The organism is Legionella sp. ST3F1 (assembly GCF_048553315.1).
Taxonomy (GTDB): Bacteria; Pseudomonadota; Gammaproteobacteria; order Legionellales; family Legionellaceae; genus Tatlockia; species Tatlockia donaldsonii.
The window spans coordinates 160,967-184,259 of the sequence record NZ_JBLZIO010000002.1; the positions used below are offsets into that span (position 1 = coordinate 160,967).

Here is a 23,293-nt window from a genome sequence, read left to right on the forward strand (position 1 = left end):
TGTTATAGTCGGGAATTGATTTCAATTGGTTTCAGTTTTTATGAATAAAAACTGAAACCAATTGGTTGCTGATCAAGGATTAGTGGACAGAATGCATTTTTCAGAGAATAACTCTTCAAGGCTGTCTATTCCCATTTGGCTTAAATTAGAGTTAATCAGTTGTTTTAGCGGAGCATCTCCACTATAAGCCCCATTCTTTAAGAAGCCAGTGCCAGGATGCTTATTTTGACTTAATTCTACCAATGCAGTTCGAAGCTCAGTGGCAGCTTCCTTTCTTGCTCCTTTGGCATAATCTCTATAATTAAAAAACCAGATCTCGCGTTCTTTTTCTAATTCACTCAAATAGTTGCCAAGAGAGTCAATGAAGCGAGTCAAATTCTCATGAGAAATTTCTTTCGTATCTGACACGATAATGATTGAATCCAATACTCCTTCTGCTACTTCTTGGTCATCTTGATCCATAGAGAGGTCTTCAGGCAGTTCTTCTTTGGACTTTGCCATTGTCGTTGTAGTGGCTACTTGTTTGGAAGAGGTATCTACTGAAGGAGACATATAAGACTCCTGTAGGTCCCAGGCCTCCGTTAAAAATCTTGCTTCATGCTCAACTGGAATAGGAGGTAGTGAGTCTAATAATAGCCAGGAAGATCCCATTAAATCTCTTTCTTCTAACTGTTCCCAGTCATTGAAACTTAGATCAATACTGGGTACTTTAAACCCGCCAAATTGTATTATGGATGCCAATATGTTTTGTTGCTCTACTCTTTTTACCGCTAAAATGCCTTCTAATTCTTCCTGATACTCTGCCAATAACTCGTCTGCCTGTGCCAGTTCTTTTGATTTAAAAGGACCTTCTGCTGTTTTAACCGGTACTTCTCTATCGAATGCCGCTATTTGTTCGCGTAAGTTTTTTATTTCTCGCAGACAATCATGAACATAGCTTGCTAACGCGCCAGTTTTTTTCAAGGTATTTCTTTTTGCGAGAGCAGCCATAAATGCGCTTGTTGTTGCAATGGTATCTTTTATTTTTGCTACGTACTCTGCTGTTGCTTCTGGCGGTAATTCATCAGTGGATTTTCCGTATGAAAATATAGTTCTTTCACCTTTGTCGAATAGAAAGTCAACGGCTTCCTGTGCGATCATCATTCGTGGAGTAACCGGTTTAGACGTATAAGCTAAATCCAGGCGAATGGCATCGGCGATATATTCCAAATCACTAACGGGGCGTTCTCTACCCAGGTATTTTAAACGCGGGCTGTCTATATCTTGTTGAATAAATAGACCTTGGTGCAAGACATCGTCAAAGACTACCTTAGGATCAATATGTAGTTTCTCCCTGGCAAATCTCTCAATTTCACGTCGCACTTCATTACTAACGCGAGGATTGCTTGGATCAGCTAAATGGGCTAATTGCTTAATCAACAGGGTTCTATATAGAACAAATTCTTTTGTGTTAACAAAAGGTGTATCCAAATTAGTTGAGTCATCAATTTGGAGGGGTTTATTCAGTGAATAGAGAAAATCCAGCGAATGATTTAAATAGCTTTGGATATTGCCCGCATTAATTTTGGCTTCAACGCGCTCACTGGGGCTGTCAATCCGCAAACCAAGCATTGCACGATAATCGGCGTCACCAATGAATATGGACGCTTTATTTGGATCTTGGCTTAAAGCGTAGTTAAATCGTTGCGCGGTAACCAACATTTGATAATAGGGATGTAATTCATCGACAATTTGTTGTGGAGCAACAATAGGTGCAAGGCTTCGCACTTGCTCCAGATCTTGGACTAAACCACCAAGTCCGCCTGCTGTAACAGGACGGGTATAAAAATCTACTAATTCTTTGGGTAAAGTAGTTTGGCGAGTTCCTTGTGGAACGGCAGCTACAATTTCCAGGACTTGTTGTTTAATTTTTTCGACTAATTCAAAGCGTTTGATGAAGTCTTTATTCTCATGATTTTGTAAATAAGCTTGAGTATGGCCAATAAAATTTTTTAACTTCGCCGGGAGAGCACCACGCACTTCAGAACGCATTTCTGCCAGTAACAACTCTTGCATTTCTTTGGTTTGTAGTTCTCCATTCGTGATAATGCCTTTATGGTGTTCGGATAAATTGATTTCTACCTGTTTGCTGTGACGGTAGCGTATGGCATATTCCCTAATCCATGCGGTACTGGCTCCCATGGCAACTTGTCTGTGGCCGCTACTAAAGATATTAAAATAAGCAGCAAACCCTCCGGGAGCATTTTCAGCACTATAGATTTGTAATTGTTTCAGATCCTTATCAGTAGTGGGGACTACCTCTTTAATAAGGCGTTTTAATCGAGCACTCTCATTGATAATATCGTCTCTTGCGTGCTGAAGAGCATCACGATTTTCTTTGTCGCGTTTGAATCGTAAACTGTCGATATTATTGACGGCGAAATAAGTCGCTACGGCAGCAAGACAGGTAATGACCAGGCCAATAGCCAGGATGCCCGCGCTAATTGGTCCGCCAATGATGATTGCAGCCAATCCTAAGGCAATGCTACCCGCGATTAAACCACCTATACTGGCTGTAATCTGAGGATGCTTGGCAAGGAAACTGGGTTCAACCATTTGGGCTGTCAAGTAATGTAGGCATTGATTCATGAACTCAATTTGTAATTGTTGAGTGAATCTTTCTCTTTCTTCAGGTTTGGCAAAATAATTTTTTAGCCAGCTAATGATTTTGTATTCTTGTTTCTCATCTTGGATCTTTTGATCCTGAATGTCATAAATATCTACAAAGGCTTGATTAAATAACTTATTTAACTCATCTAAAAAATAGACTTCGATTGCAGCATTAAGGGCTTCTTCATTAAAGGGTTCACCATCAGGTAAATGCTTCCTTTTAAACTCCTCACGCATATTTTGTTTGGCGTCGTTTTCCAATCCTAACAAGAGGCATTCTCTATAATGAAATAGTTTGACCAATTCTTTGGATAGTTCTTCATATTTCTTATCAGTGAATCCCGCTTTTTTCATTTCAGCATCGAATTCTTTGCGTGCATCGTCATTAGCTGCTCTACCAGTGCTGGCTAACCATGCCTGATAAGCCAGATAACCGGCGCCAGCGCCAAGTGCCGCACTAAAAACACCACCCACGATATTTTTAGCTCCTGCTAAAGGATTGATGACATCGATAGGCGAACCCATTTTTTGCGCATAGTAGGCAACACCAGCTACGCCGATACCTAAAAGTCCAGCTAAAACCCCATGACCAACCTTTGCTGCTGTAGAGGGTTGTTCTACTGCAAAATCCAGATAGTGATTTTGATCTTCACGGTAATCGCCAATCTGCTCTACATATCGCCCAACCAATTTGGCCTGTTTTAGATTTCCAGCCATTTCAAGATGAGTGATCATATTTTTTTCTAAATATTTTCTGTGGTTTTCTTTAATAAGGAGAAAATATTCATCAGTGCTCAATTTTTTAGGCATGGTACCGGTTCACTTAAAACAAAATTAATTAAGTATAACAATAGAACATTAAGGATATATTACGATCTTAGAATTTATGTTTTGATCACGATGTCCTTAATTTGGTTGGATTATTGCAATGCAAAGGACGATTGAGTTATAAATTTTGTTGACCTACGAACTGATGCAATCCATGGCAAAACAACGTTGGCAGTTTGATCTCAGCCAGGCATGCGGTTGGCTAATAAAAAAAGCGATTAAAAAATGGTTTCGCTTAAAAATTCAGGGGCATTATGAATTAGGAGCTGACACGGTCATTGTTATTAATCGTACTTCTGCTATTGATGCGTTATTGCTTGCCTTCTGTTTTCCAGAGCGTTTGACCTTTATTTTACCCGTATCTTTGGCAAAGAAGGGGTGGTTTAAAGTTTTGCGGTTATTTTCAGAGGTACGGGTGAATGAATCTGGGGGATTAGGGATTGTAAAGTCTTTTTGCCAAGCAGTTCAGGAAGGTAAGCATTGTGTGTTATTTCCACCTGAGTACTCCACCTATCTTAACGACGAAGCGATGGTTGAGCTTGCCGGGTTAATGTTGAAAAAAGCGCAGGCAAGCGTATTACCCGTGCGTATCGATGGCACGCAATACAGTATTTTTTCCTTGGTCAAAGACAAGCATTTGACACAATGGCGCCCCAAGGTAACGCTCCATGTTATGGCTCCCCGCCTGTTAACGACACAGGATGCACCACAATCCAGGAAAAGAGTAGGTCGGGAACTTTTTCTTTTACTTAGTGAAATGTCTTTCACTAATTGGAATCAGGATAAATCGCTTTTTGCAGCGATGTTGCAAGGAGTAAAATTAGCAAAGAAATCCGGGCAATTTATGGAGGATAGCACGGGTAATTCGTTGTCTACACGCCGGTTTATCAGCAGTTGTTTTATTTTAGGACGGCAGTTTAAGAATCAAACACAGGCGGGTGAACGAGTTGGGCTAATGATGCCTACTAGTATTGCTGCGTTAGTCAGTTTTTTTGCCTTGCAAGCATACCGGCGTATACCCGCGATGTTAAATTTTAGTGGCGGTTTTTATAACCTATACGCTGCTTGCCAATTGGCTGGAATTAAAACGATCTACACTTCCCGCCAATTTATTATCACAGCAAAACTTGAGGGCTTACTGCAGGATTTGCTTGCTGCGGGTTTAGAACTAAGATTTTTGGAAGATAGTAAAGCGGCTATTGGTTTAGCAGACAAGATAACTGGCTTACTCAAGGGGTTTTTCCCGCTGCGGACTTATGTTGGTTTAGGCGATCGGGTAGCCGTTAGGCAAACAGCTGTAATCTTGTTTACTTCGGGTTCAGAGGGGGTGCCCAAAGGGGTTGCACTCAGTCATGCGAATATTTTGGCTAATTGCTATCAGCTCATTTCTCGGGTTGATTTTTCCGCTGCAGATGTTTTCTTTAATGCTCTTCCTATTTTCCATTGTTTTGGCCTTACTGTGGGTTGTTTGTTACCATTATTCACTGGAAATCGTTGCTTTTTCTATCCTTCCCCTTTGCACTATAAAATAATTCCCAGCTTGGTTTATGACAAGCAGGCAACTATTTTTTTAAGCACGGATACTTTTCTAACCGGTTATGCTCGGGTAGCGAAACCACGAGATTTTGGCTCAGTGCGCTATGTTTTTGCAGGGGCAGAAAAAGTTAAGCCTGAAACCATTCAAAATTGGAAACAAATTTTTGGAGTTTCTATCTATGAAGGGTATGGGGCAACAGAAGCCTCTCCTGTCATTGCACTAAATTGTTCTATCGCTTCTAAAATAGGCAGTGTGGGTTTACCTCTTCCCGGGATTCAATATCGTGTAGAAGCGATGGAGGGAATCTCTGAAGGAGGGCGATTGTTCATTCGAGGCCCTAATGTGATGGCAGGTTATCTCTCTCCTAATTGCCTAGGGGAAATTAACCATTTAAAAGATGGTTGGCATGATACTGGAGATATTGTCAGTATTGATGAGAATGGTTTTGTGAGTATTAAAGGGCGGGTAAAGCGGTTTGCCAAATTGGGTGGCGAAATGGTTTCATTAACAGCAGTGGAATCGATTGCTGCAGTTTTATGGCCAGGACAGACACATGCTGCACTCTATCAACAATGCCCTAAAAAAGGAGAACAAATCTTATTATTTTCCGAAGCGCCTCTCGCTGACAAATCGACGTTTGTTCACTATATCCATACACTGGGGCATTCGGAACTGTTGATTCCCCATAAAGTATTTCCTGCTACTAAAATACCTGTTTTGACGACTGGAAAGATAGATTATGTTACTTTAGAACGTGAATTAACGGTGGTTTTTTCTTCCTGAATCAGGTTTATACAGTTTCTATATAATTTAATAATGCCTTAATCTTGTACATGTTATGATCCAACTATCGATTGATTGTTGGAGCTATGATGTCTAATAGCACAAACCATATGTTGAAGAAAATGCAACCGAATTCAACAAAAAAAGTAATATCTGAACAGCCTGAGGCAGAGGTAGAGATAGATCAATCAGAATTAAAGCCTGCCATGGTAGTAACCCCTATGCCAAAATCACCAATCGATGAGTTGGTGGTCAAATGTTTGCCCCAAAAAGATAGTTTTGATCTCACACCCACCAAATAGTTCGGTGATTTCATTTTGTTGCGCTTGAAACGTCTTAATTTTGAGCGGGTTCACCGCTTGAATTCTCGCCCCTGAACGATATACTAATAAAATAAAACCTATCTGTTGGAGTCTCTATGGCTGCTGGGAGTTTTTCGGAAACGTCGCATTGGCGTGACTCAGCAAGAAGCCCTCGTTTTTTTATGGTTGATGCGAGAGCTGCTTTTCCTATTTTCCTTTTTCTTATGCACATCCGAGTGTGGACGGGAGTATTAGTCTTAGTATCTGCAGTGTTTTTTGGAATTATTGAACATTATGGTTTTACGGTTCCGGTATTTTTGCGATGGCTCAGAAGCTTCTTGGCAGGCTCTCTTAAATCTTCTCAACCTTGGTGGCGATGAATGGCAACAGATATTCGTAAAAGTATGGCTTTGATTGCTGCCAATATGAATGCGAAATTTTATTTAAATGATCGTTTTGTAAGCTTTGATGAGGTATTTTCAGAAACCGGTTTATTACCTGCTATTGCCCGGCGAGCGGATCAACTCTGTTCTCTTTGCCTTGGTTATGGACTGGGAGCCACTTTTGATGAGGCTGAGAATGCTTTATTAGGAATCCGTGTGGTATTTGATGAAGTTACTCCTAATGTCCTGCGCCTGCTTTGTATGACTGATGTATTGAATGAACTTATTCAAGGTGGTCCGAGTAGGGATTACACTCCTTTAGATGAATTAATGTACGATTGATCTATATTTATACTGACAAGTGTAAATTAAATGAAAGACTGGTTTCTCTTAAGTTTGTCTTAAGTCATTATCTGTTAACGTAACTCTAAGAGTAATTAGTTTTTGGAGTCTGTTATGGGCCTTGGCTTTTTTGATAATAAAAAACCGACTATCAATGCAGATGAAGTAAGGGCTAACATTGCTCTTATAAACAGGTTTATCGGTCTTTTAGATAAAGCGAGTGATAATCCATCAAATTCTCAAGCTCGAGACAAGCTGGTTGATCTCGGCAATAAACTTGGGGAAGCACTCGATCAACCTGACCTAACGGAATCTAAAAAATTAACATAATGAAGAAGTTATATTTTTTGATCAGATTTCTTCCATTTTATCACAGGAAATTTTAAATAGTACTCCGTGTATGACAAGGAATACTGTTATAATAGCTATATTCCTATATTAATTGTAAAAAACGTAGCCAATCGTTTATCCTTATCCTATATGAAAGATGAATTAACAGAACAACAAGCGCAAGCTATTTTAAAAGCGCTGGATGAAACTATTTCCACAGGTCCTTGGGAAGAGTCGAATTTCTTACGTGTAATTGGTAAAAATTTGCGTGAAATACGTGACAATTTTGCTAAGCAACTTGGTGGTGATGTAAGAGGACAAGACAAATCTAAAACTGAGTCGAATTTGGCAAATCGAATTGCGCTCCGTGCAGGCCAACAAGAGGTATTTATTGCTCTCTACTCGACTGAAGGACATAATATCCAAGCTTGGGAACGTATTCTTGCCAATCTCCCGCGCCAAATGATTTCACGTCCTATTTATGCTGATGAAAAGGATGTGCAATATTCAATTAAAGCCAAAGAGAATAAAGTAAACGAAGCCTATGTGGCTATCTATATCGATCAAAATGATCTTTTGACAGTACCCTCAGATAAAATACCTATGGATAAGCATGGCAGACCCTTACTGAGTCTTAAAGATCGCTCTATTCATTTGGATAATATTATTCGCTTTGTGCATCTTTCAGGGGTTTACCGTTATTCAAAAGGACGTTTAGTTAAAAATTCTCATGCAGACTAGCAATGAGAGTCGCGCCTTGTTTAAAGTGGGTATATACTTCATTTAAATTAATCAGTAAAAATTTGGCGAATGGCTCAACAAGCTCAACAACAAGGTGGTAGTGGCGATAATTCAATGGCACCAGTGTGGATCATGGTTCTATTGTTTCTTACCCTGTTTTTTATTTGGAGAACAGCTCACCAGCATATTGTTGCCTTTGTTTTCTACTTAAATATCTTACAAGCAAAACTGGTGACACTTTTTGTTAGTAATGAGCAACTTGCTTCTAATGTTTATTTAATGCAGACAATTGATCCTGCTACGGTTGACTGGGATCAGTTTTTAACGCTGACACGTAGCGTTGGTGATTACATCCGCTATCCTGTCGTTTTAATTCTTGTAGTTCTAGCCATTTTTCTTTATAAATCGGATATCACCCTTAAATTTCGTAGACCTCATAATATGAATACCCTGCGTGCGCAGGAACAGTATAATTGGCTGGCAATTATGCCCGTTGTGAACTTGGATCTGGCCGCTACTGATATCAATACCGGTCCCTGGGCAATGGCTTTAACCCCTATTGAGTTTGCACGCAAATATAAATTGCTAAAAAAAGACGACGCACTCTTAGATAATCCGGTACCTGGGCTAGAGATGACTGCGGGTATTCGCAAGGGAGATGCGAAGCGGGTATTTACTTTGCAACTGGGTCCCTATTGGGATGGCTTTGATCGCTGCCCTCCACAGGCTTATGCCTTGGCCGCTGTCTTTATGGCCCGTATGAACAGAGATAGAGACTCAGCCAATTTAATTTTGGAAACCCTGGATAAAACCTGCACTGCAGGCAAGCCTGATTTTACTGTAGCAAGACCTGTGTTAAAAAAATATCAGAACGCTGAAAACGTTCAAGAGATTTTGGCGAGGCATGCCTATCTTCTGACTGTTATGGCTTCCTTAATAGAGGCTTCACGAGAAGATGGCGTAGTTCCGAGTGCAGAATTTCTGTGGTTAAAAACCATAGATCGACGATTATGGTATATGCTTAATTGTGTAGGCAGACAAACGCCCTTTGCTGAGGTTGGAGGCCCCTTTGCTCACTGGCGGGCTGAAAAAGAGATGAAACGGCGTTCGTTGGTACCCATGATCGATGAGGCTATCAAAGCCCTTGAAGTCGCGGTGAAAGAAGTCAAATTAACGCCTAAAGAATTGCAGGAGTTAGAACCGTAATGCGTGGTATTGATTCGCGTCATGAAATAGATCCAACCATGTTGCTAAGGGACACCCGTACCCTTGGCCAAAGGCTTGCGGACTTTTTTGCTGATCCGACCAACATTTCTATTGTTTTGGTTTCAGTGGCTGCAGTTTCCTATTATCTCTCTGAGGTGGCTAGCTTAATGCTAGTTCTCGGTATTCTGTTTTTTCTTTATAGTTATACCCGTAAGCAAAAACTGCCTTTCAGATTGCCCAAAATTGCCAGAGTTAAAGATTACAATGATCTGAAGCCAGGCGTTGGTACCCCGAATATTGCAAGAGGAATTGCTTTTTTTGGTAATGATCGTAAAACCAATGAGGAGTTATGGTTTGCCAATGATGACTTAAGAACCCATGCCCTTATTTTTGGTTCTACCGGTAGTGGTAAAACAGAAGCCCTTGTATCGTTAGCGTTTAATGCGCTTGTACAAGCCAGCGGTTTTATTTATGTCGATGGAAAAGGGGATAACTCGCTTTACGCTAAAGTCTTTTCCATGGTGCGTAGTATGGGACGTGAAGATGATTTACTGCTCATCAATTTCATGACCGGGGCTCGCGACGTCATTGGTCCGCAGGAAAGACGCCTGTCCAACACGCTTAATCCTTTTTGCCAGGGGTCTTCGAGCATGTTAACTCAGCTCGTTGTAAGTTTAATGGGTTCTTCTGGCCAGTCATCTGATGGTGATATGTGGAAGGGACGTGCCATCAGCTTCGTTGAAGCGCTTATGAAACTACTCGTTTATATGCGTGACGACGGGGCTATTTTGCTTGATGCCAATAGCATTCGTAATTATTTTGATTTGGTAAAATTGGAATCAATCGTCATTGATAAAATATTTCCCCGGGATGAACAGGAAAGTATCAGTATAGAATCTGTACCAAAATTAGTAACGGATCCCCTGCGTAACTATGTTTTCAACTTACCTGGTTATAACAAAGAGAAAAAAGGCAAACAGGTTTCTCAGGTTTTAGAACAGCATGGTTTCATTACCATGCAGCTGGTACGCGTATTTTCATCGCTTGCAGATACCTATGGACATATTATACGGACTAACCTGGCGGAAGTTGATTTTAAAGACGTTGTACTTAATCGACGGATTCTGGTGGTATTATTACCCGCTTTGGAAAAATCGCCCGATGAGCTATCGAACCTGGGTAAGGTAATTGTTTCTTCTTTGAAGGCGATGATGGCTGCCGGTTTGGGAGATCAGGTAGAAGGTGATTATCGTGATGTTATTTTGCGAAAGCCTACCAATTCTCCGACTCCTTATATGTGTATTCTCGATGAGTATGGTTATTATGCGGTGCAGGGTTTTGCTGTGGTACCTGCCCAGGCGCGTTCTCTTGGATTCTCAGCTATTTTTGCTGGACAGGATTTACCCGCATTCCAGAAGGCATCGAAAGAAGAAGCTGCCTCCATCGGTGCAAACACCAACATCAAAATTTGTATGAAACTGGAAGACCCCACTGAGACTTGGGATTTCTTCACCAAAACGGCGGGTGAAGCTTACGTTACTAAAGTAGATTCATTCCAAACCAAGGACTCGAGTATCGCTAATAGCTATATGGATACGAAGAGTTCTTCATTTGAAAAACGAGCACGCATCGACTTATTGGATTTGAAAGATCAGACCGAGGGTGAGTCCCATATCTTTTTCAAATCAAAAATTGTACGCGCTCGTATGTTTTATGCTAATCCAAAGCCAGTTAAGCGTTTAAAACTAAATCAATTCTTGAAAGTAGAGCCGCCACCGGATGACTACCTGATGAAATTACAGAAGCAACTTTCTGGATTTCAAACGATATTGGAAAGTGGTGATTTAAGCATTAATAAAGAAATTGAAAATGAGGAAATCACCTTAATTACGAAGGCATTGCGTGAATCCCAAATTAGTGAGCCCATTGAACGTGGTGTCGCTGCGTTACTTGCTTTCCATGGCCAAAATGAACCTGCTCCTGTTGAGGAATTAATTGAAGAAGAGGAAGAAGGTACTTTAACGATATTTAGAAAACTGACTCAACCTGCAAATACTGTTCCTCTCCTTGTTAAAGAGATAGAGCAATTTTCACAACCTCTGCTGGCCATTAATGAAACGCGTAACTATTTGGCTGTCATTGAGCGTGCGAGCGGAGCAAAAGATAAATACGCGGGTACAGTAGCAAATGAATTAATCAAAGACTTCCAAATGGCAACCAGTTATCCTCCTCATGAGCGTGATATCGTTAGTGTCGAAGATTTAGCCGAAATGGTGGTGGCTCTTTCTGACAAAATTGTTGGTGAACGTGAGAAAGCCAAGGCTAAAGCCCAGGAAGATTGATTGCTAATCCAATGACTGTTGATATTTCTTCCATCGTAGACCAATACCCCTTGGTTTCTGTACATCCTTCGATTTGTCATGTCCCTAAACTGGTTCATTTCTTGCCCATAATTGCACCTAAACAGCGGAATTTTTAATAACTGCTTGTAACGCAATGATTAGTATGTTTTTATTTCATTATGCTGGGGAAACTATTTTATCAATAGAGGATTTGCGTTGAGACGATTTCGTAGTGGCTTAGCAGGGTTTTTAAGAGGGCATGCCATTTTGCTTGCATCCTTATTGCTCTTTGGTTGTAAAAGCCAACCTAAATATACACCTGAAGAGGATCCCGCACTAAGGCTACCTTTTAAGGTTGCGCATACATCAGATAAGGCTATGATCCGGCTGCAAAAGACACTTGCCAATAACGGTGTAAAGGTTGCCACTATAGGTGAAGATTATTTGGTCAGTATTCCTTCCTCTGCGTTGTTCCCAGATCAATCACCTCGGTTAAACTGGGCTTCCTATGGTTTGTTGAATAAAGTAGCTTGTTATCTAAAAGAATTTCGTAAGGTTGGTGTGAATGTAACCGCGTATAGTAGCAAATATGTCTCAGCAAAACGTGAGCATGCTTTGACCCTTGCAAGAGCAAGAGCCGTAGCTGATTATTTATGGTCGCAAGGTATCGATAGCCGTTTTATCTTTACAGAAGGGTTGGGGAGTGATAAACCTATAATGACCTCTACTCAGGGTGGTGATAAATCACCAAATTCGCGTATTGAAATTACTTTCAGAGATACGATTGTTTAAATGAGGGTGCAATGAGTCGAGAGACTTGGAATACAATAAAAAATTCTAAGACATTTTATATTCAAACCTATCGTAGGGCGAGTAAATACCTTATTGTATCGGGATGTATAAATTTACTCTTGTGCTTGATTATATATTACCTTCACCTTCATCAACCGGAACGTGATTTTTATGCTACCAGTGGGATTACTCCTCCTATAAAGTTGAATCCCCTGAATGAGCCAAATTACACAGGCAACGCATTACTTGCGCCTGATCCAACGAATGATGATGAAGTGAAAGTTATACCGCAATAACCGAGGAAATTATGGCTGAAGATGCTTTGACAATTGTTGCTATGAGGAATGATTTTTACCGTGATGGCCAACGTAAAACGATGATCACGCTTATCATTTCAATATTAGTCAATTTCGTTCTGGCTTCACTGTTAGTTTACATGATTACTCATCCACCGGCGCCTAAGTATTTTGCTACAAGCATCAATGGCAGAATTACGCCTTTGTATCCTCTTAATGAGCCTAACCAGTCTGATTCTGCAGTACTGCAATGGGCAAACCAAGCAGCTATTGCTGCCTTTACCTATAACTTTGTGAATTACCGTGATGAGCTGCAAGCTTCGTCAGGATTCTTTACTGCTGATGGTTGGTCACAGTTTTTAACTGCTTTGCAGCAATCAAATAATTTGGATGCGGTGAAGGCCAAGAAACTTATTGTCTCTGCAGTAGCGACTCGAGCTCCCATTATCCTACAAAAAGGGATTTTAAATGGCCGGTACTCTTGGCGTGTACAAATGCCGATTTTGGTAACCTATCAGAGTGCTAGTGAATTTTCACAGCAAAATAACGTAGTGACCATGTTAATCACGAGGGTATCAACACTTAACTCTCCTCGTGGGATTGGCATATCGCAGTTTGTTGTTGGGCCAGCTAGCGGTGGTATAAGTTCATGAATAAGAAGAAAAAAGCCGTTCTTCGGCTTGGTACGCTTACTGTTTTGTTAGGTAGTGTGATTCCGTTTGCTGCCTATTCGGCTGATCAATCCGATTCAGCACAGCAGGCATTGCAACAACTTCGACTTTTGCAACAGCGTTTATCGCAAAATCAAGGCCAACCAGGCCAACCACAACAACAAGGCAGGCCAGGTACTCCGCCGCCGCAAAATACAGTTCCACCACCGACGGCACCCGCTCCAGCAGTTCCAGATGGCCAGGTTGTGAGTGATGCTGATAATGAGCTTATTGATGTTAAGGCATTTGAAGGCGTTACAAGGCAAATGTTTCCACTCACACCGGAACAGCTCTTGCGCCTTAAACAACTTTATCAAACCAATGAGTATGCTAAAGCAGCGACAGCAGGTGTTCCGCCAAAACCAACCGCAACGTCGCAATTCGTTAATTTGTCGCCAGGTTCGACGCCGCCGGTTATTCGTTTGTCACAAGGATTTGTTTCTTCGCTCGTTTTTCTTGATTCAACCGGTGCTCCATGGCCTATCAGTGCCTATGATTTGGGTGATCCCTCCTCTTTTAATATTCAATGGGATAAAACAAGTAATACATTGATGATTCAGGCTTTAAAGTTGTACAACTACGGTAATCTTGCGGTCAGGCTTCGCGGCTTGAATACCCCTGTTATGTTGACCCTGATTCCTGGTCAGAAGGCAGTGGATTATCGTGTTGATCTCCGTATCCAGGGCTATGGCCCAAATGCGAAGAGTACGCCGATGGAGAATGGCATCCCACCAAGTGCTAACGATCTTTTATTGCACGTTCTGGATGGTGTTCCTCCGCCTGGCAGTCGACGTTTAACTGTAAGTGGTGGTGATGCAAGAGCTTGGATAATCAACGACAAAATGTATGTCCGAACCAACCTTACTATTCTCTCTCCAGGTTGGATAGGAAGTATGACCAGTGCTGATGGTATGCATGCTTATGAAATGCAAAAATCGCCTGTATTACTGGTTTCCTGGCATGGAAAGGTCATGCAGCTCAAGGTAGAAGGGTTATAATCAAATGGCAGGCAAAAAAGAGAATCTTAAGGCATTATTTACCAATACCCGTTCACGGGTAATTATTCTGTTCACAGGTATTTTACTGATAACAGCGATTGTAATTGGCATAACAAAGTTTAAATTCTCAAGTGATTTAGGACCAGATGCCAGTGCCAATGTGAGTATGGTTCCAGGCGGAATTCAATCGATTCCTGGCGCACTTGATCCAACGGTACAGTACGCAAAATTGCAGGAAGCACAAAATGTTGAGCAGGCTCAATCAGCACTAAAAACTGGCGGAAGTTCTATACCCACTATTATTCGTACTCAGGCTTTGGGGGCAGGTGTCGAGCCGGTAGGTGCGCAAGCGGGGCAAGGGGGGGTGGGATTTACGACTTTAGCAATGGAAGATCAGGGAGGAGCGCAGAGAAGTTTATGGTTGCAAGCGTTAAAGAGCAGCAACTGTAGTAAAGCGACAGTGACTAAGGTTGTTAATGAAGGAGCAGTCCTTAGTGATTTGAAATCTGCTTGTACTTGTATTCAATTAAAAGATAGTGGCTATCAACTGTCTGACTTAGAGCGGATTTGCACTTGTAAAGAATTAAGAGCCGCCGGTTTTAACGCTCGCCAATTGAAAGAGGCAGGTTTTAGTGCAGGAAGGCTTAGACAGTGTGGGTTTGATGCCTGCGAATTGCGAAATGCAGGATTTACAGCTCAACAGATGAAAGATGGTGGTTTTTCTGACGGTGAATTGAAAGGAGCTGGTTTCTCACCAGAGGAAATTACAAAAGCGAGTGGTTTGCCTAATGGAATAACCGAAGCTGATGTCCGCAAAGCAGGATGTCAAGTCGATGCATTAAAGCGCCTGCGAGCTGCTGGGGTGACAGCCGCAGCAATTCGACGTATCAGCGGTTGTAGCGCTGCCCAATTAAAGGCGGCAGGTTATAGTGCTGCTGAGCTAAGGAATGCGGGTTTCAGCGCAGCTGATCTAAAGAATGCAGGGTTTACCGCGGCGCAGTTAAAACAGGCTGGTTTTAGTGCAAGAGATCTTCTTAATGCTGGGTTTACACCGGAAGACCTGGCTAATGCTGGATTTACACCCGGGGAAATTGCAGCGGGTGAGTCAGAATTACCACCAGGAATTACACCCGCCGATGTTAAAAGTGCGGGCTGTGATGTTGCAACATTAAAGATGGAGCGTCTGGCGGGTGTGAGCGCCAAGTTGATTAGGCAATATGCCGGCTGTAGTGCGCAGGCGTTAAAAGAGGCCGGATTTACAGATAACGATTTGGCCAATGCCGGTTTTACACCCGCGCAAATCAGCGCCGCAGGCCCAGTGGATGATAACACTATTCGTGCGGCTGGCTGTGATCCACAAAAACTAAAGGCTCTTTTTGCCAGAGGTGTCTCAGCTACCAGAATACGTACTTTAAATGGCTGTAGCGCACAAGCTTTAAAAGCGGCTGGTTATGATGCAAAACAATTAGCTGCGGCTGGTTTTACGCCGCAAGATTTATTAGCAGCTGGGTTCACCCCTGCGCAAATTCGGGCAGCAACAGATGTGTCCGATGACGCTATACGAGCTGCAGGTTGCGATCCCGTCAAATTAAAATACTTATTTAGTCAGGGGGTATCAGCCAAACGGATACGCGAATTAAATGGTTGTAGTGCAGAAGCTTTGAAAGCGGCTGGCTATGACGCTAAAGCCTTATCTGATGCCGGTTTTACTCCTCAACAATTGCTGGATGCTGGTTTTACACCACAACAATTAGGCCAGGCAGGAATTAAAACAGCAGCTGTAATTGCGGCTGGCAGGACGGCGGATTGTAGTGTTGCTTCATTAAAAGCGGCTCGTGCGGCTGGCGTCTCTGCGGCTACAATAAGACAAACACTTGGTTGTAGTGCAGCAGCAATGAAGGCTGCGGGTTATACTGCCGCAGAATTAAGAGATGCGGGTTTTACAGCCGCTGAACTTAAGGATGCAGGTTTTACCGCGGCTGAACTTAAAAATGCCGGTTTTAGTGCCAAAGAATTGCGTGATGCCGGTTTCAGCGCTGCTGATCTTAAGAATGCTGGCTTTACTGCCAGTCAATTAAAAGACGCAGGATTCAGTGCTGCTGACCTTAAAAATGCGGGTTTTACTGCGAGTCAATTAAAAGCAGCCGGGTTTAGTGCCAAAGATCTAAAAGATGCTGGTTTTAGCGCGGCTGCTTTACGTCAAGCCGGTTTTTCGGCAAAAGATTTAAAAGATGCCGGCTACACCGCTGCAGACTTGAAAAATGCTGGTTTCAGCAACGCAGAGATACAGAATGCAGGGTTTCCTCCAGATACTTCTCAGCTGGCAGGTTTACAAGCAGCCACTCAACCAACGGCTGTTCCATCCAACTTGGCAGGGATACCCAGCGTGCCCGGGCAAGCGCCCTCTGCTACTTCAGCACAGGCAGCCCAAGCACAGCAATTACAGGAAATTTTGAAAAGACAGAACCAACAATTAGCTGATCAAAAATATCAGCAAAAAATTCAACAACGTACAGGCCAAATGTTGGGTGTTGCGAATCAGTCACTACAAGAATGGAAAAAGGTGGCTACCCAGGCCTATACTGGTGGCCAAGAGGAAAAAGCGCCGGGTGCGGAAGGTGCTGAGGTGAGTGGTGCTCCTCAGTCAGGAATGGCCGGCGGCATGGCGAGTGGCCCTGGTGGTGCTGGCGGCAGTACTCCTCCACAGAAAGCAATTGTTAGAACGGGCGATATCGTATTCGCTGTTTTAGATACTTCCGTTAATAGTGATGAGCCAGGCCCCATCCTTGCAACGATCGTGTCTGGTAAATTAAAGGGCTCTAAACTAATCGGCAGTTTCAATTTGCCTGCGAATGCCGATAAAATGGTGATTAGTTTTAACACATTATCGGTTCCGGGGGCTGCTAAAACGGTGAGCATTAGTGCGTATGCCATTGATCCAAATACGGCTCGCACCGCATTAGCCAGTAATACGGATCACCATTACCTTCTCCGTTACGGTTCTTTATTTGCTTCTTCTTTCCTGGAAGGTTTTGGTAATGCTTTCCAATCAGCCAACACAACAGTGACAATCGGCGGGACTGGGGGTGGTGATAATATTACCGTTCAAAACGGTATTGGTCGCTCTGCATTGGAAAACGCTGTGATTGGTTTGGCGACGGTGGGTAAAAGTTGGGGGCAGGTTGCACAACAGCAATTTAGTCGACCCACCACCGTGGAAGTATATTCAGGTACTGGCTTGGGTATATTATTTACTCAGGACTTAACCTCACTTTAACTTGATGAGCAGGTAAAAAATGGCAGACGACAAAGATGAATATAGTGATGAGTACCAGTTTGCTGATCTGGATGTAATAAGTCCGGATTCATCGGATGAAGAGGCACGTCCTTCAGAAGCAGCTGGCGGGGAGACAAAGAAGTTTGATGGCGGCGGCAGAAAAGATATTAGACGAAATGCGCTAATTGTTGTTGGTATTGTGATTGTCATCATGCTCATTTATGAGTTTTGGGGGATGTTTTTCTCCGGTAAAACAACCGATGCAGAGACAACAACTGTTCCACCAATAACAACAGCAACACCTCAACCTACTCCAATACAGCCACCTGTTACTGCAACAGTACAGCCTGTGACCCCTCCAACCCCGCCAGTACAGGCAGGGCCTGATAATACACAAATCACTCAAAAATTGTCTGCTTTGGAAATAAGTCAACAAAATCTGCGCTCTGAAGTAAATGCGCTGAACGATCAGTTAAGTGGTATTAATAGCAATGTGAATGAATTAACCACCAAGATAGCTGATCTTAATCAAATGCTAACTACCCTGGCAGCTAAAGTTGATCAGCAATCAAACCAAATTGCCATATTGACAACCAGAACTGCGCCAAAACCTGTGCCCCGTGTAGTTCATAGAGGGCCTCCACGACCTGTTTTCTATATTCAAGCAGTAATACCCGGCAGGGCATGGTTAATTGCAACAAATGGGTCTACACTTACTGTTAGAGAAGGATCACAAATAGCTGGTTATGGTGTAGTGAAGCTGATTGATGCACGTCAGGGACGTGTAATAACCAGTTCAGGTCAAGTAATAAGGTTCAGTCAGCAAGACAGTTGAGGCAAGTAAATATGTCAGGAACTAGTAATTCTTGGATAGCAAGTCAAGTTGATGTTTTAACTAATCTTGCAACTAATTTGCTCCCTGTTGAGCGGATGGTAACAGGAGCCGCTTATGTAATTGGTTTGGCATTCGCTTTTAAGGCCATTTATAGCTTGAAGATGTACGGCGAGTCCAGGACAATGATGTCGAGTAATACGAGCATGAAGGAGCCAGTAATTTATTTAATAGTAGCAGGAATGTTAATTTATTTCCCTACGGGAATGGCTATTATGTTAAATACTACCTTTGGCTCTTCGAATATTTTACAGTATGCACCGGTAAACAGTAATAATCCATTGATTAGCAGTCTGTTTGGCCCGGGCAACCAAGCAGGTTGGGCGCTGTCTATTATAATCCAGGTAATAGGAGTCGTTGCGTTTGTGAGGGGCTGGGTACTGATAGCTCGTTCTGCTTCGCAAGGCCAACCTCCAGGGGGGACAGGTAAAGGGCTGATGCATGTTTTTGGTGGTATTTTGGCGATGAATGTTGTAGCAACGCTACAAATCATCAATAATACATTATATGGTACAGGTGGTTAATAATAGGAGAGATTAAAGTGAAGAAGCCAGTAACATTAAATACAAAGCGTGGTAATAAAAAACGCTTATTGATGTACACAGCTTGTATTGGTTTATTGATTATTGCTGGGGAGGTAGCTGCTTCTAGTAGCACTATTGGTAGTATGGCCTCACAAATTACTGCATCATTTACAAACCTGGCTAAATTAATTACTGCAGGTTCGTATTTGGCGGGACTAGGCTTTTCTATCGGTGCCATTATGAAATTTAAGCAGCATAAGGATAACCCAACCCAGATTCCAATTGGTACGCCTATCGCATTGGTTTTTATTGCGGCAGCGCTATTATTCCTGCCCTCTATCCTAGGTGTGGCCGGAGCAACCATGTTTGGCGGTAGTGGTGGTTCAACTGCTGGTCCTACTGGTACAATTTTCAGTGGTAGTGGTGGTTAAACGTTAAACTTATTTTTAGAAATCAGGAAGGCAGGTTTTGCTTCCTGATTTTGTTATTAATTCATTGCAATTATTGAGAGCATAGTCATATGGCTGAGAACCAGGGGCGTAATACGACTTTAAAGCTTGTAGCGAGTCCTGGCTCATGGAGGATGTATTCAGCCAGAAAGGCTGATGAGCGTTTTAAAGCCTACGAACTAAAGGTTTTTCAGCGTGATCGCTATACCTGTCAGTTTTGCGGGTTTCAGGCAAGGTTATATCAAGAAGTTGTGAACCTTGATCATGATTTTTCTAATAATCGATTATCTAATCTTGTAACAGCGTGCTGTTTTTGTGCCCAATGTTTTTTTATTGAGTCCGTTGGTGTTGGTGGCTATGGCGGCGGCACATTAATTTATCTTCCTGAACTAAGTCAGCCAGAATTAAACAGTCTTTGTCACGTTCTTTTTTGCGCAATTACTAATGACACAGGATACAAATCCAGTGCGCAAAATATTTATCGTAGTTTTAAATTTCGCTCTCAAGTTGTGGAAGAAAAGTATGGTGAAGGAACCAGTGATCCAGCGATATTTGGTCAATTAATTATTGATTCGAATATTACATCAAAGGATGTCTCTGAAAGCCTTTTTAAAAACATCCGATTATTGCCTTCCAGAGCTAAATTCCGCAAACAAATCGAGCGATGGGCTGCAAGTGCCTTAGAAGAAATTACAGAACATAAATAACTAGTCAGCTTAATTGCATAAAGGTTAAATTTGTAGGGTTCATTGAAAATATTCGTTTAATGGTAGGGAAATGGCATGGGGAACTGGTCAGAATCATTTTTTGAAGGTGTTGATACCTTTTTTGCCTGGTTAAGTACTTCATTGAAGCAAACAACCGAGTCTTATTGCGATTTGGAAACTGCTGATAGTCCAACGGTCCTGGTTAACCATGACGGCGCTTTATTGTCTATTCTGAAAATTGAAGGCGTTACTGCGCTTGCCGGTGCCGAAGAATTTGATCGCCTGGTTGAAGGGTTGAGTAATGCGTTTCAGCCTGCCATGGGCAGGCCTGGCCATGCCCTGCAAGTCTATTTTAGCCATGACAAACAAAATATAAGAAAACTTATCCAGGACATTTACGCGCCCGCTGATGCAACAGCAAAGCGTCTGGAACTGGGCCTTGACGATTTATTCAATGAACGTGTTAATTTTCTGGCTCAATATTGTGCTGAAGAACGGTTATATTTTGTTCTTTACACCCGTCCTTATAATTTATCGCAAGAACAATTAAAGGCGGCAAATAAAGCTAAAATGAAAATGCTGAAAGACACCAAAGCGCCGCCTTTTAAAAATACCCAGACTATTTATGCTGCGATTCCAGAGTTACGTGATACGCATGATGCCTATGTACGTTCTATACTTAACGATCTGGATGCGCTTAATATTTATGCAAAATTGGTCGAAGTTCATGATGCAGTACATGCTATCCGCATGACTGCGGATCCTGATTTTACTGCTGATGATTGGCAGGCGACACTCCCTGGCGATAAGATAATGCCACGTGAGGTGAATAATTTTGATGGAGACCCCTCCGATTTGTTATGGCCCTCTTTAGCTAAACAAGTACTTCCACGTGATGCGGAAGCTCTCGATCTACGCACAGTCCGAGTTGGTAATAAAATCTATTCTTCGGTTTTTATTGATTTATTCCCCAAAGATATTAGGCCGTTTATTAATTTGTTTGCCCGTATTTTACCCTCTCATATTCCTTGGAGAATATCCTTTTTAATAGAGAGCGAGGGATTAGGTACCATCAAACTTAAAGGGTTATTGTCCGCGATCCTCAGCTTTTCTTCTGCTCAAAATAGATTAATCAGTGATTCGGTAAACTTATTAAAATATTTACAGCTTAATACGGATGATTCCATCATACGTTTGCGGGTAGTCGCTGCTACCTGGGCTCCAGAAGGGGAGCTTGCTTTATTGCGACGACGTAGTTCGGAACTGGTTAAAGCGATAGAAGGATGGGGTTCAACGGACGTATCTGAAATCTGCGGCGATCCTTTTGCGGGATTTGTTTCCAGTATGCTGGCCACAACAATCAATAGTACTGCCGTGCCTTCTGTAGCTCCTTTATCAGATGTGATCAGCATGTTACCGATTACACGGCCTGCATCGCCCTGGGAGCATGGTGCCTTGTTATTTCGTACACCCGACGGAAAGCCCTGGCCATTTCAGCCAGGTTCGACCCAACAAACTACCTGGATTGATTTGGTGTATGCTCGTCCTGGTTCTGGTAAGTCAGTATTATCTAATGCGATGAATTTGGCACTTTGCCTATCGGGGGGGCTAACCCGCTTACCTCGGATAGCTATTATTGATATTGGTCCTTCAAGTAGTGGACTCATATCGCTTCTTAAAGAGGCGTTGCCTGCTTCTAAACGCCATTTAGTAGCCTATCATCGATTACGTATGACGCCCGATTATTCAATTAATCCCTTCGATACCCAGTTAGGTTGCCGTTACCCGACAGCGATTGAGCGTTCATTTTTAGTTAACTTCCTAACGCTGCTGACCACCCCGTTGGGTGCTGCGAAACCTTATGATGGTATGCCTGATTTGGCAGGTATGGTTGTTGATGAATTATATAAAAGTTTGGCTGATGAATTTAATCCCACCCCCTATTCGCCGGGTGTGGAAGAGTTTATTGACAGTATTTTAGAGGAAATTGGTTTTGTTCGAGATTCAAAATCAACCTGGTGGGAAGTAACTGATTCCCTTTATTCAGCAGGTTTTATCCATGAGGCTATGTTGGCACAACGTTATGCAATGCCCTTACTTGCAGATGCCGCCTCAATCTGTCGTACACCCTCTATTGAGGATTTATATGAAAAGGTCACTGCGCCAACGGGTGAATCATTGATTAATGCTTTTTCTCGTATGATTTCTGGTGCGGTTCGTGAGTATTCAATTCTATCAAGGGTGACAAGTTTTGATATTGGTGATGCACGCGTCGTGTCTCTCGATTTGGATGAGGTTGCCAAGAGTGGTGGAGACGCTGCAGATCGCCAGACTTCGGTTATGTATATGTTGGCGCGTTATGTACTTGCACGCCATTATTACTTGACCGAGGAAAGTTTGACCAATATCCCTGAGCAGTATAAGGAATATCATAAAGAACGGGTTTTAGAAATTAGGGAAGATCCCAAACGGATTGTCTATGACGAATTCCACCGCACTGCCAAATCCTCTGCAGTTCGTGATCAGGTCATTATCGACATGCGTGAGGGTCGGAAATGGAAGGTACAAATTGCTTTGCTATCGCAATCAGTTGATGACTTTGATGCAGTAATGATTGATTTCAGTACTGCAATTTATGTGATGGATGCGGGCCCATCCCAGGCAGTAGAAAAGACCAGTCAGATCTTCGGTTTGTCTAATACAGCCAAAGTGGCATTGCGTACACGAGTACATGGCCCTCGCCAGGGGGGGGCAACCTTCCTGGTACAATATGCAACCAAGAATGGTGTTAACGTGCAATTACTGACGCTGACCTTGGGACCTGTCGAGTTGTGGGCGTTTAGTACCACGGCAGAGGACGCGGCAGTCCGTAATCAATTGTATCGTCACTTAGGGCCTTCGGAAGCAAGAAGATTGTTAGCGGCGATGTTCCCTAATGGCTCAGTTGCAAAAGAAATTGAAGCTAGACTGGCTGCGATGAGAGAGCAAACTGGCCTCATTGAGGAGGATGCAAAATCCAGCGTTGTGGAGCAGCTGGTCGTCGATATATTGAACGCCTACTCTAAAGATCCTAATGTGAAAATCTTGCCAAAACACTAGAGTCTTTCTACTGCCGTGGCACTTTTATGGCTTGATGTTCTGCCTTTCGCTGCTCACATACTCGCAGGTATGCTGTGCAGCATGTAAAATAGCCTTCCAAGTCTCA

General features: G+C 42.5%; 19 protein-coding genes. 18 read left to right on the plus strand and 1 reads right to left on the minus strand.

Translation table 11 applies throughout. The features are described 5' to 3' along the window. Positions 1 to 72 precede the first annotated feature (72 nt). On the minus strand, positions 73 to 3,459 hold the full coding sequence (locus tag ACN4Z1_RS02940) for a hypothetical protein (RefSeq protein ID WP_228363364.1): 3,387 nt from the start codon (positions 3,457 to 3,459) through the stop codon (positions 73 to 75). 172 nt (positions 3,460 to 3,631) lie between these two features. Between ACN4Z1_RS02940 and ACN4Z1_RS02945 the strand changes: the two genes are divergently transcribed. From ACN4Z1_RS02945 to ACN4Z1_RS03030, 18 genes are all read left to right on the plus strand, one after another. Beyond that, complete coding sequence (locus ACN4Z1_RS02945) at positions 3,632 to 5,797, plus strand: AMP-binding protein (RefSeq protein WP_228363363.1); 2,166 nt, start codon at positions 3,632 to 3,634, stop codon at positions 5,795 to 5,797. An 89-nt stretch (positions 5,798 to 5,886) separates the two neighbouring features. Further along, on the plus strand, positions 5,887 to 6,099 hold the full coding sequence (locus ACN4Z1_RS02950; protein ID WP_419385813.1) for a hypothetical protein: 213 nt from the start codon (positions 5,887 to 5,889) through the stop codon (positions 6,097 to 6,099). Positions 6,100 to 6,215: 116 nt separating this feature from the next. Beyond that, positions 6,216 to 6,479 (plus strand): IcmT/TraK family protein, encoded by a 264-nt coding sequence (gene icmT, locus ACN4Z1_RS02955; RefSeq protein WP_115221909.1) that lies wholly within the window; start codon positions 6,216 to 6,218, stop codon positions 6,477 to 6,479. Beyond that, positions 6,480 to 6,824: a type IV secretion IcmS family protein gene (locus tag ACN4Z1_RS02960; RefSeq protein ID WP_058446979.1), complete on the plus strand. Its 345-nt coding sequence runs from the start codon at positions 6,480 to 6,482 to the stop codon at positions 6,822 to 6,824. A 114-nt stretch (positions 6,825 to 6,938) separates the two neighbouring features. Continuing rightward, positions 6,939 to 7,154, plus strand: coding sequence for a hypothetical protein (locus tag ACN4Z1_RS02965; RefSeq protein ID WP_115221908.1), 216 nt, complete (start codon positions 6,939 to 6,941; stop codon positions 7,152 to 7,154). A gap of 150 nt (positions 7,155 to 7,304) precedes the next feature. Next, positions 7,305 to 7,895, plus strand: a complete 591-nt coding sequence (icmQ, locus tag ACN4Z1_RS02970; RefSeq protein ID WP_228364076.1) for a Dot/Icm secretion system protein IcmQ — start codon at positions 7,305 to 7,307, stop codon at positions 7,893 to 7,895. Positions 7,896 to 7,964: 69 nt separating this feature from the next. Next, entirely contained in the window at positions 7,965 to 9,101 is a 1,137-nt protein-coding gene (gene icmP, locus ACN4Z1_RS02975; protein ID WP_228363361.1) for a type IVB secretion system coupling complex protein DotM/IcmP, read from the plus strand. Further along, on the plus strand, positions 9,101 to 11,443 hold the full coding sequence (locus tag ACN4Z1_RS02980) for a TraM recognition domain-containing protein (RefSeq protein ID WP_228363360.1): 2,343 nt from the start codon (positions 9,101 to 9,103) through the stop codon (positions 11,441 to 11,443). Before icmP ends, ACN4Z1_RS02980 begins: the two co-directional genes overlap by 1 nt. Positions 11,444 to 11,659: 216 nt before the next feature. Continuing rightward, on the plus strand, positions 11,660 to 12,235 hold the full coding sequence (icmN, locus tag ACN4Z1_RS02985; RefSeq protein ID WP_228363359.1) for a type IVB secretion system protein IcmN/DotK: 576 nt from the start codon (positions 11,660 to 11,662) through the stop codon (positions 12,233 to 12,235). An 11-nt stretch (positions 12,236 to 12,246) separates the two neighbouring features. Beyond that, positions 12,247 to 12,531, plus strand: a complete 285-nt coding sequence (icmM, locus tag ACN4Z1_RS02990; RefSeq protein WP_115221903.1) for a type IVB secretion system protein IcmM/DotJ — start codon at positions 12,247 to 12,249, stop codon at positions 12,529 to 12,531. Positions 12,532 to 12,542: 11 nt separating this feature from the next. Then, positions 12,543 to 13,184 carry a type IVB secretion system apparatus protein IcmL/DotI gene (locus tag ACN4Z1_RS02995; RefSeq protein WP_115221902.1) on the plus strand — a complete coding sequence of 214 codons (642 nt, stop codon included), beginning with the start codon at positions 12,543 to 12,545 and terminating at the stop codon, positions 13,182 to 13,184. Then, positions 13,181 to 14,239, plus strand: coding sequence for a DotH/IcmK family type IV secretion protein (locus tag ACN4Z1_RS03000; RefSeq protein ID WP_228363358.1), 1,059 nt, complete (start codon positions 13,181 to 13,183; stop codon positions 14,237 to 14,239). Before ACN4Z1_RS02995 ends, ACN4Z1_RS03000 begins: the two co-directional genes overlap by 4 nt. 4 nt (positions 14,240 to 14,243) lie before the next feature. Next, positions 14,244 to 17,516: a type IVB secretion system protein DotG/IcmE gene (dotG, locus tag ACN4Z1_RS03005; protein WP_419388167.1), complete on the plus strand. Its 3,273-nt coding sequence runs from the start codon at positions 14,244 to 14,246 to the stop codon at positions 17,514 to 17,516. A gap of 19 nt (positions 17,517 to 17,535) precedes the next feature. Continuing rightward, a complete protein-coding gene (gene icmG / locus ACN4Z1_RS03010; protein WP_115221899.1) occupies positions 17,536 to 18,351 on the plus strand; it encodes a type IVB secretion system protein IcmG/DotF in 816 nt (271 codons plus the stop codon). An 11-nt stretch (positions 18,352 to 18,362) separates the two neighbouring features. Beyond that, positions 18,363 to 18,932, plus strand: a complete 570-nt coding sequence (locus tag ACN4Z1_RS03015; protein ID WP_228363356.1) for a type IV secretion protein IcmC — start codon at positions 18,363 to 18,365, stop codon at positions 18,930 to 18,932. A gap of 71 nt (positions 18,933 to 19,003) precedes the next feature. Then, entirely contained in the window at positions 19,004 to 19,363 is a 360-nt protein-coding gene (locus ACN4Z1_RS03020; protein WP_115222742.1) for a type IV secretion protein IcmD, read from the plus strand. 89 nt (positions 19,364 to 19,452) lie between these two features. Further along, positions 19,453 to 20,088 (plus strand): type IVB secretion system protein IcmJDotN, encoded by a 636-nt coding sequence (gene icmJ, locus ACN4Z1_RS03025; RefSeq protein WP_115221897.1) that lies wholly within the window; start codon positions 19,453 to 19,455, stop codon positions 20,086 to 20,088. Between the two features lie 75 nt (positions 20,089 to 20,163). After that, positions 20,164 to 23,187, plus strand: coding sequence for a type IV secretion protein IcmB (locus ACN4Z1_RS03030; protein ID WP_115221896.1), 3,024 nt, complete (start codon positions 20,164 to 20,166; stop codon positions 23,185 to 23,187). The last annotated feature ends 106 nt before the right edge of the window (positions 23,188 to 23,293 follow it).

Excerpts from the sequence above, each read along its gene's own strand:
- ACN4Z1_RS02940 (WP_228363364.1), bottom strand. The coding sequence starts at position 3,459 with ATGCCTAAAAAATTGAGCACTGATGAATATTTTCTCCTTATTAAAGAA.
- ACN4Z1_RS02945 (WP_228363363.1), top strand. The coding sequence starts at position 3,632 with ATGGCAAAACAACGTTGGCAGTTTGATCTCAGCCAGGCATGCGGTTGG.
- ACN4Z1_RS02950 (WP_419385813.1), top strand. The coding sequence starts at position 5,887 with ATGTCTAATAGCACAAACCATATGTTGAAGAAAATGCAACCGAATTCA.
- icmT (WP_115221909.1), top strand. The coding sequence starts at position 6,216 with ATGGCTGCTGGGAGTTTTTCGGAAACGTCGCATTGGCGTGACTCAGCA.
- ACN4Z1_RS02960 (WP_058446979.1), top strand. The coding sequence starts at position 6,480 with ATGGCAACAGATATTCGTAAAAGTATGGCTTTGATTGCTGCCAATATG.
- ACN4Z1_RS02965 (WP_115221908.1), top strand. The coding sequence starts at position 6,939 with ATGGGCCTTGGCTTTTTTGATAATAAAAAACCGACTATCAATGCAGAT.
- icmQ (WP_228364076.1), top strand. The coding sequence starts at position 7,305 with ATGAAAGATGAATTAACAGAACAACAAGCGCAAGCTATTTTAAAAGCG.
- icmP (WP_228363361.1), top strand. The coding sequence starts at position 7,965 with ATGGCTCAACAAGCTCAACAACAAGGTGGTAGTGGCGATAATTCAATG.
- ACN4Z1_RS02980 (WP_228363360.1), top strand. The coding sequence starts at position 9,101 with ATGCGTGGTATTGATTCGCGTCATGAAATAGATCCAACCATGTTGCTA.
- icmM (WP_115221903.1), top strand. The coding sequence starts at position 12,247 with ATGAGTCGAGAGACTTGGAATACAATAAAAAATTCTAAGACATTTTAT.
- ACN4Z1_RS02995 (WP_115221902.1), top strand. The coding sequence starts at position 12,543 with ATGGCTGAAGATGCTTTGACAATTGTTGCTATGAGGAATGATTTTTAC.
- ACN4Z1_RS03000 (WP_228363358.1), top strand. The coding sequence starts at position 13,181 with ATGAATAAGAAGAAAAAAGCCGTTCTTCGGCTTGGTACGCTTACTGTT.
- dotG (WP_419388167.1), top strand. The coding sequence starts at position 14,244 with ATGGCAGGCAAAAAAGAGAATCTTAAGGCATTATTTACCAATACCCGT.
- icmG (WP_115221899.1), top strand. The coding sequence starts at position 17,536 with ATGGCAGACGACAAAGATGAATATAGTGATGAGTACCAGTTTGCTGAT.
- ACN4Z1_RS03015 (WP_228363356.1), top strand. The coding sequence starts at position 18,363 with ATGTCAGGAACTAGTAATTCTTGGATAGCAAGTCAAGTTGATGTTTTA.
- ACN4Z1_RS03020 (WP_115222742.1), top strand. The coding sequence starts at position 19,004 with ATGTACACAGCTTGTATTGGTTTATTGATTATTGCTGGGGAGGTAGCT.
- icmJ (WP_115221897.1), top strand. The coding sequence starts at position 19,453 with ATGGCTGAGAACCAGGGGCGTAATACGACTTTAAAGCTTGTAGCGAGT.
- ACN4Z1_RS03030 (WP_115221896.1), top strand. The coding sequence starts at position 20,164 with ATGGGGAACTGGTCAGAATCATTTTTTGAAGGTGTTGATACCTTTTTT.